The following is a 16,403-nucleotide window of genomic DNA, read 5'->3' as shown; positions in this document are numbered from 1 at the left end:
TGACGTCACCCTCCCGCCACCACAAACTCAAATTGCTCGACATGAAAGCTCTCACAGGCCTTAAACTCCAGTTTTTTTCCCGATTTCCGTTCAAACTCTTCAATCCCCTGTCGTTCGAGTTGATTCATTAAATTCAGCACCTTGGGATGCATTTTAACGACCATTTTCTTGGCTTCCCAATGGTCCAGTTCGCGGCGGGCCTGTCTGAAGATGTCGTAGACCACCGTCGATTCACTTTTGATATAACCTTTTCCGTCGCAGTAAGGGCACTCCGAACCCAGCACGCCTTTCAGACTTTCACGGGAGCGTTTTCGCGTCATTTCGATGAGGCCGATCTCGCTGATTTTCGTAATACTCGTTTTGGCGCGGTCTTTTTTGAGGGCCTCGGACAAATCGGCATAGACCTTTTCACGATTCCCTCTTTTTTCCATATCAATGAGGTCCAAGATAATAATACCGCCGATGTTGCGGATCTTGACCTGGTAAGCAATCTCCTGCACGGCTTCCAGGTTGATCTTGAGGATAGTCTCTTCCAGGTTTTTCTTCCCCGTGAATTTTCCCGTGTTCACGTCAATGGTGGTAAGGGCTTCGGTTTGTTCGATGATGAGATAGCCCCCGCTTTTCAACCAGACTTTTTTTCCCAGGGCACGATTAATTTCGGGTTCGATTCCAAAATGATCGAAAATAGGTTTTTCTTCCTGATAAAGTTGAAGACCAGACAAGTTTTCGGGCATGAAGCGTTCGACGAATTGCTTCAGTTTGGAATGTTCTTCGACATTGTCGACGCAGATACGGTCCACCCCCACGGCATAGAGATCACGCAGGGCCCTGAAACTGATGTCCAGCTCCGACTGAATGAGGCAAGGGGCCTTACTTTTCTCTTTTTTTCCTAAAATTTCCTGCCACAGCTTGCACAAGAACTGAACATCCTGCTCAATCATTTCTTCGCTCACGCCTTCGGCCGCCGTCCGCACGATAAAGCCCCCTTCTGCGGGACGATTTTTTCTGAGGATATCCCTCAAGCGTCGACGTTCGTCATAAGAGGCAATTTTTTTGGACACTCCCAATCTGCCCCAGGTGGGCATATAAACCAGAAAGCGCCCTGGCAGCGAGATGTGCGAGGTAATGCGCGCACCCTTGGTACTGATGGGTTCGCGGGTGATCTGAACCAGAATATCCTGACCCGCTTTGAGCAGATTTTGAATGGGTTCCCGCCCCCCCCAACGATAACTCCGTTTTTGTTTTTTCTGAGGAGAAGCTTCACCCGTGACTTCCCTCTCCTGGAGCAGGAGAGGGTCAGGGTGAGGTAGTAGCTCCTCATCCTCATCCTCCGTATCCAGATTCTTCATCTCTTCGCTAAAATCGGAGGCATAGAGAAAGCCTGCCTTATCCTGACCAATTTCAACAAAGGCGGCATTCATCCCCGGCAACACGCGCTGTACCTTGCCCTTGTAGATATTGCCCGCAGAGCCTTTTTCAGATTCCCGCTCAATAAAAAGTTCAGATAAAACCCCATTTTCTAAAAAAGCCGCCCGGGTTTCGTGGGAGGTGACGTTGACTAATAATTCATTAGGCATTTTGTGTCAGGAGGGAATCTACCTTTAAGATACGAACACCTTTCAACATCTCTTCCGGTTTCTCAAACAAATGAGAGAGCACTTCGTAAGGTCGCGCACCGCTGCCATTGACGATTTTTGTAGTCACTCCAATTTCACTGCTATTGTGGATGACAAAATCACCAATTAAGGGGCGGATATTCACGCGCCTGCTTACTTTCCCTGCCGAGGCTCGAATCGCAATCAGCTCTGCCTGAGACTGAAGCCATTCAATGCGCTCTTGAAGCCGCTTTTCGCCGCCTGGATAATCCTGCAAGAACGAAATCCTCCAGACCGAGGCGTAAGTAGCGCTAGACAGCGATGGAGTCCCTTGACGAATTTCCTCACAACTCAGCACTTCAAAACCACGGGGGAGTAAAGGATTCAGATTCTGCTTAAAGACCGCGCAATCCATTTTCCCTTCCACCTCCACATCAAAATATTCGGAGGTGCTCTCGAGACCTACGGACAAGGCCTGTCCCAGGGAGAGCCGTGCTTGAGGATGATAGCCTTCGCTAAAACGCATTTGGATTTGTGCGCGTTGCAAGGCCCGCTTTAGAACTCCCATCACTTCAAGATGGGAAAGATAGGCCGCTTCACCTATTTTGGTAAAACGGCAACGATACGAAGTGTAGAAAACCTTTGGAAGAGAGGTGGGTAGTTCCTCTCCTGTTCCTTGTTTAAAATTTTTAAAATCTTTTTCTAAATCGGTATTCACTAAAAGTTTTTGAGCATTTCCCTCTCTCCCTTGAGGGGAGAGAGTTGGAGAGAGGGTGATATTGGACTGTACTGGTGATTTTCCACCCTCACCCTGACCCTCTCCCCTCAAGGGAGAGGGGATAAGAAATTGCCTCTTCAAAGTATTAGGTTTAATCTTTTCTAAGGTCCTGCCCCGTGTGGAAAACTTCAGCACAACTGTTTCCTGCCCAGCATCAATGGCCGCTGGAGAATGCGGCGATTTTTGCTGCAGATGTGTCTTTCCTTGTGCGTCCACACCGGCCAGACCAAAATTAATATTTTTTAATTCTTTAAAATCGCAGACCCCACAATTGTTGCAAACACTGGTGGAGCAATCGGGAAGGTAGGCCTCTTGTCTTGCGGCGTCGCGTTGTGCCCACAAAAAATCTTTGTTCAGGTTGGTAAACAAGTGATCCCAAGGCAGTATTTCTTCCCGCGTTCTTTCACGAGACACATAAAAATCAGGATCGATGTCGCACTCGGCAAAGGCCTTCATCCACTGACCCAAATCAAACTGTTCTTCCCAACCATCAAAACGACAGCCTAATTCCCAGGCCTTGATGATCGTTTGGGCCAAACGACGGTCCCCCCGGGCAAATACCCCTTCCAGGTAAGTCTCCTCGGGATCGTGATATTTAAATTCCAGCGCCTTGTCTCGAATCTGATCTTTCATGAAAAATATTTTTTTGCGTATCTCCGCCAGACTGTCTTGTCTTTCCCACTGAAAAGGGGTGTGAGGTTTGGGAACAAAAGGAGAAACGCTCAGATGAATTCGAGTGCGACCCGAATATTTTTTGCCAATCTGTAAAGCCGCCCGACCTTCATCGATAATACCTTGCAGGTCTTCGGACGTTTCAAAAGGCAGTCCACACATGTAATAAAATTTAATCAGCTGCCAGCCTTCTTTGGAAACATTTTCAACCGTCTGCATCAGATCTTCGCGCGAATTTCCCTTGTTGATCACCCGTCTCATGCGCGGAGTTCCCGCCTCGGGTGCCACGGTGAAGCCCGTCATGCGCACGCGTTTGATTTCCTGAATAATTTCTGGCGAGAAGGTATCGGTACGTGTGGCCGGCAGGGAGATGGATACCTTATTTTTTTCGTAACGATCAAACAACTCGCGCACCAAAGGCACCAGGCAACCATAATCGCCGACCGATAAAGAAAGCAGGGAAATTTCTTCAGAGCCCATCTTGGGCATAGATTCTTCGATAATTTTTAAAACATTTTCGGGAGAACGCTGACGTTCGGGCCGCGAGATATAACCCGCCTGGCAAAAACGACAACCGCGCACACAACCGCGCTGCACTTCGACGGCGAGTCGATCGTGGACAATTTTTAGCGAAGGAACTACAGGCGCCACCGGAAAAGGCGTTTTATCCAAATCTTTAACGATGGATTTTTTGACACCACTATAATCCGGATATTTGGCTTTTATTTCGGAGATTCGACCGTCATCCAAATAAGAAACATCAAAAAAAGAAGGGATGTAGACGCCTTCGATTTTGGAGAGTTCGCGGAGGAGACAGGAGGGGTTTGTCAATCTCCTCATCACCTCAATCATCCGCGGCAAGGCCTCTTCCCCATCCCCCACCACAAAGGCATCAAAAAAATCCGCTACGGGTTCGGGGTTAAAGGCCTGATTGCCTCCGCCGATGATCAAGGGATAAGACTCATCACGATCTTTGGCGTAAAAAGGAATTTTGGCCAGATCGAGCAAGGTCAAAATATTGGTGTAGCTGAGTTCGTAGGGAAGGCTAAAACCAATCAGATCAAATTGATTTAAAGGGATTTTATTTTCGAGCGAAAAGGGCAGCAGCCCTGCTTTTCGCAACTCCTGTTCAAAATCCACCCAAGGCGCATAAACGCGTTCTGCAGCTACGCCGGGGATTTTATTAACCACTTCATATAAAATTTTTAAACCCAGGTTGGACTGCCCAATTTCATAGGTCTCGGGCATGACGAGCGCCATTTTAAAATCTACTTCTGCAGGATTTTTGACGATGGCATTGATCTCACCCCCCATATAGCGGGCGGGCTTTTTAACGCGTTTCAGGATGTCGTAAAGTTGAGCTTGCATAATCGATCAAGGATTAGAAATCCTAACCCAGAACCTGCATCTTTACGCGCGAATCCGGCTCCAAGTCAACCCACTCATAAGAAAGCGCCCGAGATTCCAACTTATGGGCCGTCTGCCATTTTCCATTTTTCAACACCAAATGCTCCAAATCCATGGAGGCCCAAGGATTATGATGGCAGTAACGGTGACTCGTATCAGGGTCGGTATAACGCACCCCCAGGCATTGTTGGGGGGGATTATAGATGGATCCTGTAAATCGATCTTTTCCATCGTTGACATCAAAAACCCAGCCTTCGAGCGAGCGCCTGGTATTGCTTTTAAGCCAAAGCCTAGCGGAGTTCATGAAATAATCTTTTCCATCGATATGAAGATAAAACACCGCCAAAGGAGGCGCCTTGAAAGGGCCCACAGCCGCTTGGGCAATCAGGCCTTCGGCCACAGCAGTTTCGTCTCCTTTGAAGGTATTCCCATGAAACCAGCTCCAACCCAGGGCATGTTGCTTCCCCCAAATATGGGCCAGTTCTCCGGGCGCATTTTGAAATTCGTATTTTTTTCCGTTCAGTTCGATTTCACCCGAAACCTGCAGGAAAGGTTTTTCAATCAGATATTTTGTCTTGGGAATAGGCCCCGAATACATCCACCCATAAGGATAGAGAGGCTTGGGGCCCAGCAGCGAATGAAATTGGATTTTCCATTTGAGCTGAAGATGAGGCTCCGTCACCTCTCCCTCGCTGGCTTCTTCTTCCAATAAGGCCGACCCAATTTTAAAGTAAAACGCAGAATCTTTTTTGGAAGAAAGACTCGCTTGGCTCAGAGGCAGCGAAATCCGATGCCCCAAATTTAAAAGGGGATCACCCGCATCGGCCACCATGGTCCACAAATCGGCATGGGCAGGAAATTGGGTGGATTGATGCAAGGTAAAGCGCAACCAGATGGCTTTTTCTTCTTCGAGCAAATGAAATTTGAGGAAGAAGACTTCGTAGAAATTGGGGCCTTTGGGGAATTGGATTTGCATAGTTAATCCCTAAAATTTCGAAACTGCAGGGGGATTTTAAAATCTTTCCCCTTCACCAGGGCCATGACCGCCTGCAAATCATCCTTATTTTTTCCGCTCACTCTTAATTGCTCATCTTGAATTTGCGCATTCACTTTGAGTTTGGATTCTTTAATGGCCTTGTTAATCTCTTTGGCTTTCTCCGTCTCGATGCCTGAAATCAGTTTCACCTCACTCCGCAACATGCTGCCTCCTGCAGGTTCTACTTTTCCAAATTCCAAGGCCTGAATATCTACGCCTCGCTTGGTCATCTTGCTCATCAAGATTTCTTTGATGGCATTCATTTTATAATCATCGTCGGCCAGGAGTTTGATGACTTCTTTCTCGAGTTTGATTTCCGATTTTGAATTTTTAAAATCGTAGCGGCTGGTGATTTCCTTGATGGCATTATTCACCGCGTTGTCGACTTCTTGTGGATTCAGTTCTGAAACAATATCGAAAGAGGGCATGGGAGACAGTTCTCAGTGGCCTGTACTCAGTTGTCAGTTTATGCTGAAAACCTAAAGACGGGTGCTGAGGACTGATAGGTAAATCAAGTTTCAATTTTTTATCTCTTTTGGACAACGGGCCGAGCTTACCCAAAATCAAATGATGATTCAAAGTAAATAACTTTATCTGAATGGCGGAAGTAAAAGAGAGTCTGGCAGAAACAGCATCGGAGATGGATATGCCGAGAGGCCAGGGGGAGTTTTTGCGTTGGCAATTATCGTGAACATACCTTCGATTGGTTGGCAGCAGTTCAAAATTCAATTTTCCATTCACTTTCCTCCAAGGTTTGCCAACGGCTTTGTTGCCAATCCTCTTCATCCTCACCTTCGAATTCTTCTAGATGGCTGCGAATGGCATGGGAGAGGGCTTCAAAACAATTGAGCGTTTGAGGGTTTTTGTAGGATGGCCCGCAACAATTCAAACCGGAGAGTTGTGCTAGAATCTCTTCAGTGACTACTCCTGCCTGAAAGAGTAGGGAAATAAAACGATTGATCAAGGTGTGTTGAGCCGCAGAACAGTTGGGATGGCTGGCTTCCAGATGAGTCAGTGCCTCGAAGATGCCTTCTTCGTCGTGATTGAGCGTGATCCAAAGCTTTCCACAACAGGTAGTGTAGGTATAGGTTTTTCCTGTGAGTTGGTTGGGCCTTGTTCGAGGTCTCCATTCCTCATTACTTTCATACTCCTCTTCTTCCCTTCCTTCTTCCTCCTCGCTGGAGGCATGGTCTTCGGGGAGATTATGGAGCGCAATTACTTCCGTCAGCTCCTCCTCTCCTCCTTCCTCCTCCTTTTTTTCTTCTTCTCCTGAAAGCCCGGTCATTACTTCCAAAGGGGGGGTGAGTGCCGATGGCATTTCTTTTTCAAACCTCAAACCGGTCATGACGTCTGAGGGAATCTCGAAGATTGAGAGGATAGGTGGCTCTTCTTCGGGATTCACTTTTTCTGTTTTCAACATCTCAGTTTCTACCCGCGAGAGGGGCGGCAAGGGAGGAAGTAGTTGGAGCACTTCTGCCAAGGGAATCTGGGTCTCACAAACAGTGTCTTTTACCTCATCATCTGGTTCTGAAGTTTCTTCTACCAAAGGGAAAGCAGCTTCTAGGGGTGGCTCTAGTACTGTTGTGTCTGTGGTAAGATCGGGTTCTGTGATGAACTCAGGTTCAGTTTTCTCGGCGAAAGATTCAATCAAACAGAGTTCTTCCGTTTCGGGTTTTTCTTCGGGTTCTTCAATTTTTAAAGGAGTTGTCCTTTCCAATTTTAAACTTTGAAGGCCTTGTTCTTCACAATAGGTAATTACTTCTTGGAGTTCAGCTGGAGAAAGTTCGTCAGCATTGATCGTCTGAATAACGCCTCCCGCAAAATGACGTTCAAACTCTTTTGCCATCAAAATCTGATTTTTCCAGCTGATATCTTTTTGGCTCACAAATACTTTTTGAATATCTTCCGGAATTTCTTCCAAGTGCAGCAAACTTTTTTGCTGGCCGATTTTTGTCAGAAGAGAGTCTTGAGCTATTCCTCTAAATTTTGCCACCTGGGCAAGGAAGGGGTGTATCCAATTAATAATTAGATTTTCGTCAAAAGATTGGAGCGTTACCAACGTTGGATAAAGATTGATTCCCAAAGTTAATTCACTCAATCGGGTGATGAAATCATCTTCAATCAGCTGGGTGAGCCCGGCATTTCTTACTGGAAAGGATTTTGCTTCCCAGTTTGATCCTTCGTAATTTGGGTAAACCCCGCGGTCTTTGGCCAATTGAACCGAGGCTAAAATGGATTCTTCCTCAATGAGCCGTGCAATTTGTGAAGCCAGGCAAAAGGCCTCATCACTTTCATAGGGAATTCTCAGGGTGTAGAGCAAGTCCATCCAGCCCATAAAGCCCAAGGCCAATTTTCGCTCGATCTTGGTTGCTCTTTCGATTTCACTGTTTGGATAAATCCAAAAATCCAGGAGGTTGTCGAGGAAATGAATTGCAAGTCGGGTGTTTTTTCTCAACCTGTCCCAATCGACTTCTTCTTCCTTAATCATTTGACTAAGGTTGATATAGCCATAGGGCAGCACTCGCCCTTGCAACACGTTCTTCTCGCTCGAGCCTCCTTGAGTTTTTGGATAAGCAGGCGAAGAACTTGCACTACACTGAGAGAGGTTGACCACCGGTTTTTGCTCTAGAAAAAAGAGCTTTAAAGAAGAATGCACTGAAAGTGTTTGGTGCAGCATCGAAATATCCCCATATTCCGAATGCTCCGGTGAGGAGAGGGTGATCAGGCTTCCTGACATCCCAAAAGAGGGATTCATTTTTATCTTACCGCTTAACAAACTTTGTAATCGATCTTTTGCCTTCTCAGAAGTTTCACCCAGCAGAACAAAAAAATCCTGGGGATCAAAAGAGGACTTTTCTTCTTTTTCTTGTTCTTGTCGAATTTCGAGGAGTTTCAGAAACAAGTCCCAGTTAAAATTCCCCGCATCCAAGGGAAAACAAAGCTGTGAATTGAAACTTTGTTTTTTGAGCGCATAAATGGATTCTAATACTTCAAAGGGATTAAGACCTTCTGGAGAAGAAAGTTCGAGTCTTCCGGTGGCCTTGCGATGCTTGAGAAAATCGGGATGAAAGAAGAAAGACCCGGGAATAAAATCTTCTGAAGCAATCAGGTTATGAAAGTCGTGGCCTAATTTTTCAGCAGGATGAGAGTGAGGCTCTGAGGAGTAATCCGAATCAATTAAGGCCAAGGCCTGGCAGACTGAAAACAGCCCCTCTTTTGTAAGTAACTCGGAGAAGTCTTTTTCCTTTTCCCATTCCTTTTCTTCGTAGAGCTGCTTTAGTTTTTCTTTGTTCCAAGGGGTATCTTTCAGAGGGGGCAGCTTGGGAACTAGTCGGGCGACTTCTCTCCCTGGCTCCGCGGCCTCAGGACTAAAAGGAGCGATCATCTTTTGTGCTTTTTCGGTTTGTATCTTCTGGACAGAGGCCTTAGGGGCTTCTTGCTCAAAAAACTGTAAATGAGCCAGTTCCTCCCCCACGAGCTCGGAGATAGTTTCAGGACTTGTTGGGAGCCCTTTCATCTGGAGTTTTTTCCCCACTTCCAGGGCAATTCGTTTGGCGACGCCTGCCGTAATCTTTGGAGACCCCAAACTGACCAACTCTTTGATGAGATGTTCGGGATCAAATCTGAGCTTGTGGCAATCCTCAAGGCCCTCTCCTAGAGCCAATTTTTTTTTAACGCTACTTCGATGAACCATTCCCTCTCCTCCCTCAGTTAAAGGCTTGGTTATTCTCAGCACAGCTAATTTTAATAATTTTTTACATTTTATTCCCAACTCGTGCACAGCTTTTCACAGGCTATCCACAGAGATATCCACAATATGATGTATTTATATTTGTAATACATACCATATATTGTGTCTGGTCAATTTATTGTTCTCAAAGACAAGAAACTTATTCCCTTTAAAAAGAGCATTCATCGAGCTTGGAGGGTCTTTATTTTTTTTCTGTATTTATTAAGGAACAGGAGATGGAAAATGGATGAGAAGTCTAATTATCTAAAATAATTAATCTTTTTATGCTTAAGGAGAAAAAGCATTTTTCAAAAAATAAGAGTGAAAATAGAAATAAAAAATAAGACAAACAATTCTATGCAGTTAACAACAGGTCCTGACTTAGGGGTTTGACAGCTTCCAGCAAATTCCCTATATTTTGCTGACACATCGCTTTATAGCTCTTTATTTTTGGCGCTAACTGGATGATGGAATTAACAAATTTTGCCTTGAGGTTTAAGTGATTAAAAAAACGGTTATCATGTTGTCTTTAGCGCTTGTTTTTTCCTCTTGCGCATCTTCCTCCAAACAGTCCGTCAAATCTTCGGCCAAAAAACGCTACCAATATTCAGAAAAACATTCCAATAGGGGCTTTGAAGAAGAAGGGAGTCAAGACTCCCAGGATTCTCTCGAAGACCTTATCTATTCGGAACTTTCTAAACGTCAGCAAGCCATCCTGAAAAAATACCGTGTGCCTACAAGCCATTCTCTTGGTGGCACCAAGTTTGATATTCCCATTGTGGTGAATGATCGGGTTCAAAACTGGATTGATTATTTTGTGAATGGTTCCGGGCGCAAGCATTATGCGCGCTATCTTGCTCGTTCAACACGTTTTGTTCCCACTGAGCTTCGCGTCCTCAAGGAAAATGGAGCACCAAAGGATTTAATTTTTCTATCCATGATGGAAAGTGGTTTTAACACCCATGCCTTTTCTTCTGCCTCGGCGGCCGGCCTTTGGCAATTTATACGGTCTACGGGTAAGCTCTACGGTTTGGAATCGGATTTTTGGTTGGATGAGAGGCGTGATCCTGAAAAAGCTTCGTCCGCTGCTGCAAGACACCTAAAAGATTTATATGTGGAATTTGGAGACTGGTATTTAGCCTTTGCGGGCTACAATGCAGGGGCGGGCAAGGTAAGGCGGGCGATAGAGGCGACGGGTTCCAGAAATTTTTGGGATTTGGCGGCTTCGAGCTATCTAAGGCAAGAAACCAAGGACTATGTCCCCAAAATTTTAGCAGCCGCCATTATTGGAAAATCTCCTGAAAAATATGGTTTTACCGATGTGGTTTTTCAGGATCCCATTGCCATTGAGAAGGTGACTATTTCTACACCGGCGGATATCTACGTCTTGGCAGAGTGCGTGGGAGTAGATGTAGATTTTATCCGGCTGATTAACCCAGAACTCACCCGCAACATGACTCCTCCCAACCGACCCAATTTTCAAGTGAATATCCCCAAGGGAACCAAACGCAGTTTCGAACAAAAATTTGCCAGGCTTTCGCCTTCGGAGCGTTTGGAAAATGTTCGATACGTTGCCCATCGCAAAGACACCTTCAAGACGATTGCCCGAGCCAATGGGATATCCATCGAAACGATTGAACGAGCAAACCCGGGTGTGACGCGAATTTCTGAGGGGGTGGCCTTATTGATTCCAAAAACTTTTGATTCTGCCCCTGTGGTTCCCCCTTCTCTTTCTTATCCCTCCGATTCCAGGGGGATTACCTTGGCGGGCTTGATGAACGAGAAGCCTGAGAAGGAGAAATTGGACAAGAATCGCAAGAAGGCCCGTGGGCTTGCTCGAAACGAGAAGGTGAAGGAGAAGCAGGCAAATGAGAATGATGGAGAAATGAAAATTGCCTGGAAAGAAAACAAGCCAGAAGAAAGAGCGGAAGACAAAACAGACAATAGAAAAACTTCTTTCAAAACGGACGAATTGGCTTCTTCTGAAAAAATCGAGGGCAAGCCCGATCAAAGCCTAGAGCCTTCGGCCTCCGCAAATGTTGAACCCCAGGCTCAGGAGAGCAATAACAATAGCAATGAGGATCAAATTGCTCAGGCCCTGGCAAAGGTTCAAAGTCAGGAAACAGCTTCCAATGAGCCCCTAACCGTTGCTGCAAGCGAAGAATCTGTGACCGATGCAGAAGAGGTGAAGGTGGTGAAGGTAAAAAAGACGGGCGAAGAGGCGGGAACCAAAAACAGCAAAAAGAGAGAAGAAAAGTCCGTTTATTATCAGGTGAAAAAGGGAGAGAACCTTACCCAAATTGCAGAACGATATAAGATAAGCGTGAGTGATCTCAAAGAGTGGAACAATTTGGAACGGCGTAAGAATTTGTGGGTGAATGAAAAACTATTAGTGAAAAATCCATCCAAAAATTCATCTCCTGTGGCAAGGTCGGTTGCCTCTAAGCCCAAGGTGATTGCCTACAAGGTGCAACGTGGAGACACGATTATAAAAATTGCGAAGCGTTACGATCTAAAACCCCAGGAAATCTTGAGCTACAATAAAATGAATCATAAAAATACAATCCGTCCCGGTTTAGTCCTGAAGATTCCCTCCAAATCTTCCAGGGCCTAGAATGAGTTTTCACCTCCATGTCCGACGATTTTAAAATCATTGCCTCGCATCGCAAGGCCACTTTTCTCTACGAAATTTCGGAGCGTTTTGAGGCAGGGATTGTGTTGCAGGGTTCCGAAGTCAAATCGCTGCGTGAGGCCAAGGTCAGCTTGAGTGATGCCTATGCCGGGTTTCACCGCGAAGAACTCTACTTGTTCAATTGCCACATCAACCCCTACTTTAATGCGGCACAATTTAATCATGAGCCACTCCGCATGCGGAAGTTACTGATGCATCAAAAGGAGCTGTTCAAGCTGCATGAAAAAATTGAGACGAAGGGCTTTACTTTAATTCCAACAAAACTTTATTTTAAAAAGGGAAAGGTGAAGGTGGAGCTTGGTTTGGGCAAAGGAAAAAAAATGTTTGATAAACGAGAAAGTACCAAAAAACGTGAGCAGAATCGCGAGATGGATAGGGCGATGAAAAGTAAAAATAAATTCTGATTTTAAATTCGAGTTGCAACCTCATGCAAATGACAAAACTTTTTTTGTTCCTTTTTTTATTCACTTCTTCCACGACTTGGGCCCAAGAAAGCAAACCTACAGAAGATCAATTAAAGCGGGGGTTTCTTTTTGAAACCAGTGCCACCGAGCTTGTCTTAAAACCCGCACAAAAAATGAATCTAGATTTATGGATAAAACCCCTTCGAGCTACCCACGCCGCTTACGTCGTGCGCAGCACGGGAGACCTCACGGGGGTAAAACCCTCTCTTGAAACAGATCCTCTCAATAAAAATCACCTCATTTTAGGCCTTGAGGCCTTAAAATCCACCAAGGCGGAAACGCGCAAGATAGAGATTCAGCTGGGTTTAGAAGGCGCTTTCGAGAAAAAAGACCTCTTTTTAAAAATAAATCCGTAAAAACTTAGCACCTTTCTTGGAGGGCTGCCGATAATATACTTGGAACTAAACCTGAGAAGGAGCCTCTTTATGAACAAAATTATTCAATCGCTGACAATTCTAAGTATTTTCGTCTTATCCACCTTTAGCACAAATTTTGTGAGGGCGGATGCCGGGGCTCATGCTCCAGATGCAGCCGTTTTTACAGTGCCCTCTGTTCCAATGGGTATTGAACATCTTCCTATTCCAGCGGGGACGGGGCCTTTGGGGGATACCAATTATTATGTAAGTTCTAGCGGTGTGGATACCAATCCCTGCACAACGCCTACCAGGCCTTGTCTCACGATCAATGGAGCAGTTTCAAAAATTCCTGACGCAAACACTGATCCGCTTATCATTCGCTTGGCGGCCGGTAATTATGCTCCTGTAACTATTTCTAATAAGAATGTGATTCTCCAGGGTAGTAGTGCTTTGGATACGCGCATTGACGGAGGGTATTCGCAGGCCTCCTTGTCAGTATCCTCCTCCGCTACGGTGGTATTGCAAGATTTGGCCGTTGTGAATGGGGGAGGTGCCTTGTTTTGTGGGGGGGCTATTAACAATCATGCCTCTCTTACCTTGAAACGTGTCGCTGTTATGAATAGCACAGCTCTTGGTGGGGGAGGAATTTGCAACTATCCTGGGGCTTCTTTGGTGGTGGAGGATTCCAGTATTACGGGGAACGTTGCTACGGGAAGCGGAGCTGGAATCTATAATGTAGGGACCATGTCTTTGCTTAACACGACGGTTTCAATGAACTGGACGAATGGATCGGGAGGAGGTTTGTATCTGGGCACGGGTTCCCATAATGAAATTTCTTTCTCCAGTATCACCTCCAATGTATCGAATGCAGATAGGCACTTGTCTAGTAGCACGGGGGCAGGCTTGTTTCTTGTCGATAGATCCACTTCCAGTATAAAAAATTCGATCGTAGCTAATAATGTTGGAGGGACAGGGGCAGTGGGCGGAACAGAGTTAGCGTCTTCGGATTGTGCCACGGATGCTGGTGGAACAATTTCTTTTTCCCGTTCTGGTACTAATTTATTTTCTTCGACGGTCTCTGATACGTGTAATATTACCGCAACTCCTAATCTGAATTTAGGCTTAGTCTTTTACAATGGTGGCTCAACCCTCTCCCAGCTGATTCAGGCAGGAAGCCCTGCAACTGATGCGGCCACAGATTGTAGCGATGTGGATAGTAATCTAGTAGATCACGATCAACGTGGTATCCCCCGTTCTGCCACTCTTTATGGCACTTGCGATGTGGGGGCCTTTGAGGCAACGCCGATTTTAGCGCCTGTCTATTTGGGCGCGGCTCCTGCATCTGGTCCTGCACCCGAATTGTGGTTGAACTTCATCAATTTTGGAGATGTCCCTCAAGGTTCTACCGCTACTTATTATCTGCGCCTTCGAAATATGGGTCAGACTCCCCTGAATGTAGGAACCTCTCATTTTGATCCTGCACCCGGTTTTTCGACGACAGCCTTTAATTGGCACGCGGGACATCCGGTTGCTGCCGGAGCCACAGATCCCTGCAGCGTTGTCGCGGTGGGTGACTTTTGCGTAGTGGCTGTTAATTTTACACCGGATCATGTGGGTGCTATTAGTTCACACTTGAGTTTTACGGGGAACAATCCTGCGATCTTTGCAGCGCTCGCGCCTATCACCTTGTCTGGCAATGGAGTTGTCCGGCCTGCTTCCTTTAGCCTAAGTTCCACTCCAGGACCCAATGTTTCAATCAATCTGGGAGGTACTTTGCCGATACAGGTTACGTTGACCCCAGGCAGTGGTTTTAGCGGAGGAAGCCCTACCTTTAGCTTACATGAAACTTCGCCAGGAACCTTGCCCCATGGGCTTGTGGCCAGATTTTCAGATTACAATGCCAGCACCCATCAGACGACCTTAACTCTTTCTATAGGAACTGATGGTGCGGTTACAACTACACCGGCTGCCCTACAAATTCAGGCAACGGTGGGATCGGAAACGATACAGATCCCCTTGAATCTTACGGTGAATCCAGTGGGTGGTCCCTCTGGACCTACGGCGCCTATTAGCTTGGCTCTGTCTTCGAACACTGCCTCGCTGATTCAGGGACAAACTTCTGCAGCGATTAATGTAACTCTTACTCGTTCCAGTTTCCCCGGAGTGGTGGTGTTGAGCTTGGAAGGGGATAATGTGGATGGGGTGACGGCGAATTTCACCCCCAACAATTTAACCGCAAATGATAGCGTGTTAACCTTTACAGCCTCTCCCACCGCTGCTGCTGGAGTACGAAATCTGCAGGTGGTAGCTACGGGTGGCGGGACGGTCCAAAGGGCGGCATTTACTCTTACTATTGTGTCGAGCTCAGCCGCTGCACCCGGCGCAGCCCCAGCCCCGGGTGATGGGAGTGTGGATGCCCCCCTGCCTGGGAGTGGAGGAGGTAGCGGAGGATGCAGCTTGGATGCGTCTTCTGTGTCAGCGAGTTCGTATTGGATACTGTTATCACTGCCTGCTTTGTTAATGCTTCGATTGCGTAGGCGGGATTAAGCTTAAGCAAGAGTAAAAAAGGCCTCCAAGTTTGGAGGCCTTTTTTACTGGAGAAGTTGTTTGGAAAAATTCCCGTACACTGAAGAACGGTGACCAATATAGTGAATAGTCATCTGTTGATTTTGAATAGTGTAGAGAATGCGGTATTGTTTAAACCTTGAGTTCCGCAGATTTTAAAAATGAAAACTGATTCAAAGTCCTCTCTCCCTTGAGGGGAGAGAGTCAGAGAGAGGGTGATCCTGAGTGCACTCGAGGTACCCCTCACCCTAACCCTCTCCCTCAAGGGGAGAGGGGAAATGCTTTTCAGATAAGCATTTGCCAAGAATTAGCAAAAAAATGATTCTTAAAATCTGCGGAACTCAAGTTAAACTTTAAGCTGTAGCAGCCTATTTTTTTTAAAACTGCTCATGGGGAGTATGTTTTTGAGAGGTATCATAAAAGCTCCTTTAACGTATCGTTTCAAGCTACTTTAAAGGCCAGAAAGGGTCAAAATAGGCAAGATCATAGGCAATCTCAGCCCCCCAAATACGCTTTTTGAACTTCTGAATTTTTCAATAAATCGGAGGCGTTTCCTTGCAGTTTGATTTCTCCGGTTTCTAGCACGTAGGCACGGTGTACATTTTCTAGCGCCAGGTAAGCATCTTGTTCTACCAGAAGAATGCTCACCCCCTGTTCGTTGATCTGTCGCAGCGTGGCGAAAATTTGTTCCCGACTTCCGCGCTAAATTTTGAAATATTCAGATAAGTGGATGAAAAGTAAGGATGAGGATTTTAGGGTCAAAATGTAGTGGCCCCTTTTTCTTTTAATTATTTTCCCCTGGCTCACTTTTTTTGTGATATTTCCCTGCGATGTTTGTTCGCGAAGTCCTAAAACCTAATGGCTCTGTCTCCATCCGTATCGTTGAATCACTTCGCTTGGGGAATAAAGTCGTACAGAAAATGGTTCGTTCACTGGGCCAATACAAAGACCCCAAAGAAATCGAAGTCATTAAAAAAACTGCTGAACAACTCATCGTTGAAATCGAAAACAATCGTAATCCTGTTCTCTCTATTTTTGATCCCAGCGATTTTCATGCCGTTAAAAAAAGAAAACAAAAACTCAGTGAAACCGAAACTCCAGAAGCTGG

General features: G+C 45.9%; 11 protein-coding genes. 5 read left to right on the top strand and 6 right to left on the bottom strand.

Annotated elements, in window-relative coordinates; translation table 11 throughout:
* Positions 1-5: 5 nt before the first annotated feature.
* The 5 genes from HQM15_00055 to HQM15_00035 all read right to left on the bottom strand — a co-directional run bounded on the left by HQM15_00055 (position 6) and on the right by HQM15_00035 (position 9,182).
* A complete protein-coding gene (locus HQM15_00055; GenBank protein MBF0491156.1) occupies positions 6-1,577 on the bottom strand; it encodes an Rne/Rng family ribonuclease in 1,572 nt (523 codons plus the stop codon).
* Entirely contained in the window at positions 1,570-4,413 is a 2,844-nt protein-coding gene (locus HQM15_00050; GenBank protein ID MBF0491155.1) for a TIGR03960 family B12-binding radical SAM protein, read from the bottom strand. Before HQM15_00050 ends, HQM15_00055 begins: the two co-directional genes overlap by 8 nt.
* Before the next feature lie 22 nt (positions 4,414-4,435).
* Entirely contained in the window at positions 4,436-5,428 is a 993-nt protein-coding gene (locus tag HQM15_00045; protein ID MBF0491154.1) for a hypothetical protein, read from the bottom strand.
* Between the two features lie 2 nt (positions 5,429-5,430).
* Positions 5,431-5,916, bottom strand: a complete 486-nt coding sequence (locus HQM15_00040; protein ID MBF0491153.1) for a YajQ family cyclic di-GMP-binding protein — start codon at positions 5,914-5,916, stop codon at positions 5,431-5,433.
* Between the two features lie 290 nt (positions 5,917-6,206).
* Entirely contained in the window at positions 6,207-9,182 is a 2,976-nt protein-coding gene (locus HQM15_00035; protein ID MBF0491152.1) for a hypothetical protein, read from the bottom strand.
* A 535-nt stretch (positions 9,183-9,717) separates the two neighbouring features.
* Here HQM15_00035 and HQM15_00030 point away from each other — a divergent pair.
* The 4 genes from HQM15_00030 to HQM15_00015 all read left to right on the top strand — a co-directional run bounded on the left by HQM15_00030 (position 9,718) and on the right by HQM15_00015 (position 15,277).
* The gene (locus HQM15_00030; GenBank protein ID MBF0491151.1) at positions 9,718-11,832 is read left to right on the top strand and encodes a LysM peptidoglycan-binding domain-containing protein; all 2,115 of its coding nucleotides are present in this window, start codon (positions 9,718-9,720) and stop codon (positions 11,830-11,832) included.
* A gap of 17 nt (positions 11,833-11,849) precedes the next feature.
* Positions 11,850-12,314, top strand: a complete 465-nt coding sequence (gene smpB / locus HQM15_00025; protein MBF0491150.1) for an SsrA-binding protein SmpB — start codon at positions 11,850-11,852, stop codon at positions 12,312-12,314.
* Between the two features lie 29 nt (positions 12,315-12,343).
* Entirely contained in the window at positions 12,344-12,730 is a 387-nt protein-coding gene (locus HQM15_00020) for a hypothetical protein (protein ID MBF0491149.1), read from the top strand.
* Positions 12,731-12,799: 69 nt separating this feature from the next.
* Complete coding sequence (locus HQM15_00015) at positions 12,800-15,277, top strand: hypothetical protein (protein ID MBF0491148.1); 2,478 nt, start codon at positions 12,800-12,802, stop codon at positions 15,275-15,277.
* A gap of 513 nt (positions 15,278-15,790) precedes the next feature.
* Here the strand turns inward: HQM15_00015 and HQM15_00010 are convergent.
* Positions 15,791-15,943 carry a hypothetical protein gene (locus HQM15_00010; protein ID MBF0491147.1) on the bottom strand — a complete coding sequence of 51 codons (153 nt, stop codon included), beginning with the start codon at positions 15,941-15,943 and terminating at the stop codon, positions 15,791-15,793.
* A 182-nt stretch (positions 15,944-16,125) separates the two neighbouring features.
* Between HQM15_00010 and HQM15_00005 the strand changes: the two genes are divergently transcribed.
* Positions 16,126-16,403: hypothetical protein (locus tag HQM15_00005; GenBank protein MBF0491146.1), on the top strand; the 278-nt coding region annotated here is incomplete at its 3' end.

The sequence above is a fragment of the Deltaproteobacteria bacterium genome, assembly GCA_015233135.1.
Classification (GTDB): domain Bacteria; phylum UBA10199; class UBA10199; order JADFYH01; family JADFYH01; genus JADFYH01.
This window is presented reverse-complemented; position numbering and strand designations above follow the sequence as displayed.

What these genes read in the sequence shown, in the direction of transcription:
- HQM15_00035 (MBF0491152.1), bottom strand. Translation starts at nt 9,182, where the DNA reads ATGGTTCATCGAAGTAGCGTTAAAAAAAAATTGGCTCTAGGAGAGGGC.
- HQM15_00050 (MBF0491155.1), bottom strand. Translation starts at nt 4,413, where the DNA reads ATGCAAGCTCAACTTTACGACATCCTGAAACGCGTTAAAAAGCCCGCC.
- HQM15_00055 (MBF0491156.1), bottom strand. Translation starts at nt 1,577, where the DNA reads ATGCCTAATGAATTATTAGTCAACGTCACCTCCCACGAAACCCGGGCG.
- smpB (MBF0491150.1), top strand. Translation starts at nt 11,850, where the DNA reads ATGTCCGACGATTTTAAAATCATTGCCTCGCATCGCAAGGCCACTTTT.
- HQM15_00020 (MBF0491149.1), top strand. Translation starts at nt 12,344, where the DNA reads ATGACAAAACTTTTTTTGTTCCTTTTTTTATTCACTTCTTCCACGACT.
- HQM15_00040 (MBF0491153.1), bottom strand. Translation starts at nt 5,916, where the DNA reads ATGCCCTCTTTCGATATTGTTTCAGAACTGAATCCACAAGAAGTCGAC.
- HQM15_00015 (MBF0491148.1), top strand. Translation starts at nt 12,800, where the DNA reads ATGAACAAAATTATTCAATCGCTGACAATTCTAAGTATTTTCGTCTTA.
- HQM15_00045 (MBF0491154.1), bottom strand. Translation starts at nt 5,428, where the DNA reads ATGCAAATCCAATTCCCCAAAGGCCCCAATTTCTACGAAGTCTTCTTC.